We start from the raw sequence: 1,506 nt of genomic DNA, 5'->3' as shown, positions 1-1,506 counted from the left end.
CCCCTTTCAGGGCCCGCATGTTCACCGAGTCGATTGCGCACCGCGACCAGTCCAGCTCACCGCGCGAGCCCAGCTCGTCCAGGACCAGACGGTGCAGCTTCGCCCAGACCCGGGCGGCGCTCCACTCGGTGAAGCGCCGGTGCGCGGTCGGCCCCGACGGACCGAAGACCGGCGGCAACTGTCGCCAGGTACAGCCGGAGGTGGCCACGAAGATGATCGCCGCCAGCACCTCACGGTCGCCGTACCGGCGCCGCCCACCGCCCTGCGGGCGCGTCGGTGCGGGCGGTACCACCCGCTGGAACAACTCCCACAACCCGTCCGGGACCAGCCGCTCCACGATCGTCATGCCTCAAGATTACGAGCCCAAATGAGACGACTTCTTAGTGAGCGTTTGATTCTGGTATTGGATGGTTCGTCATGAATTTCAGGAGCCAGATCGAGCGCTCAACGAAGCGATTTGCCGGAAACACGACTTCTGCGGCAATCAGCAGAGCAGCAATGCGCCAGTTTCCTTACAAGAGCTCCTGTCTCATTTAGAAACCTACCGGTTCACACCGAGTTGCAGACGCACGCCCCAGTGCACCCGGCACCCCCGCACACGCCCTGCTCAGGCCGGCTGCCGCCGCGTACGCAGACATCATGCAGCCCTCACGGCCCTACCCCAGCGACCTGTCCGACGCCCGCTGGGAACTCATCCGCCCCACCCTCGAAGCCTGGCGCCAGGCCCGCAACGGCATCCGCAAACCCACCCACGACCTGCGCGCCCTGATGAACGCCATCCTCTACGTCGACCGCACCGGCATCCCCTGGCGCTACCTACCCCACGACTTCCCACCCCACCAGACCGTCTACGGCTACTTCGCCCGCTGGGAAGCCGACGGCATCTTCGACCAGCTCACCGGCCTGTTACGCGGCAAAGTCCGCCAAGCCGAAGGCCGCACCAGCGAGCCCAGCGCCTGCCTGATCGACAGCCAGAGCATCAAAACCTCCGCCACCGTCCACCTGACCAGCCAAGGCATCGACCCCGCCAAGAAGATCATCGGACGCAAGCGGCACCTCGTCACCGACACCCTCGGCCTCCTCCTGGCCGTCACCGTCACCGCCGCCAGCGTCCACGACTCCGCCGCCGGCACCCACCTCCTCGCCGACATCGCCGCACGCCACCCCACCATCACCAAAGCCTGGGCCGACAACGGCTACAAGACCAAAGCCGTCGAACACGCCGCCCACCTCGGCATCGACCTCGAGATCGTCCAACGCGCCCCCACCACCCGCGGCTTCCACGTCCAACCCCGCCGCTGGGTCATCGAACGCACCCTCGGCTGGCTCATGCACCACCGCCGTCTGGCCCGCGACTACGAAACCCACCCCCACCGATCGGCAGCCATGATCCAACTCGCCGCCATCAACCTCATGACCCGCCGCCTCACCCACGAAGCCACCCACAACTGGCGCGAGAGCTAAGCCAAATAAAACAGACAACCGAGAATCAAACGCTCACTTAGG

At 65.9% G+C, this 1,506-nt stretch carries 2 protein-coding genes; one reads left to right on the top strand and one right to left on the bottom strand.

Translation table 11 applies throughout. The annotated features are described in order from the left end of the window. Window positions 1-346, bottom strand: a 346-nt coding sequence (locus JHAT_RS33390; RefSeq protein WP_077802011.1) for a transposase, incomplete at its 3' end; no start/stop codon positions are given. 293 nt (window positions 347-639) lie between these two features. Here JHAT_RS33390 and JHAT_RS33385 point away from each other — a divergent pair. Next, window positions 640-1,464: an IS5 family transposase gene (locus JHAT_RS33385; protein WP_077802010.1), complete on the top strand. Its 825-nt coding sequence runs from the start codon at window positions 640-642 to the stop codon at window positions 1,462-1,464. Window positions 1,465-1,506 lie beyond the last annotated feature (42 nt).

It is taken from the genome of Streptomyces sp. JHA26 (genome assembly GCF_002005565.1).
GTDB lineage: Bacteria > Actinomycetota > Actinomycetes > Streptomycetales > Streptomycetaceae > Streptomyces.
The sequence above is the reverse complement of the archived record's forward strand: the minus strand, read 5'-3'. Positions and strand labels throughout refer to the sequence as shown.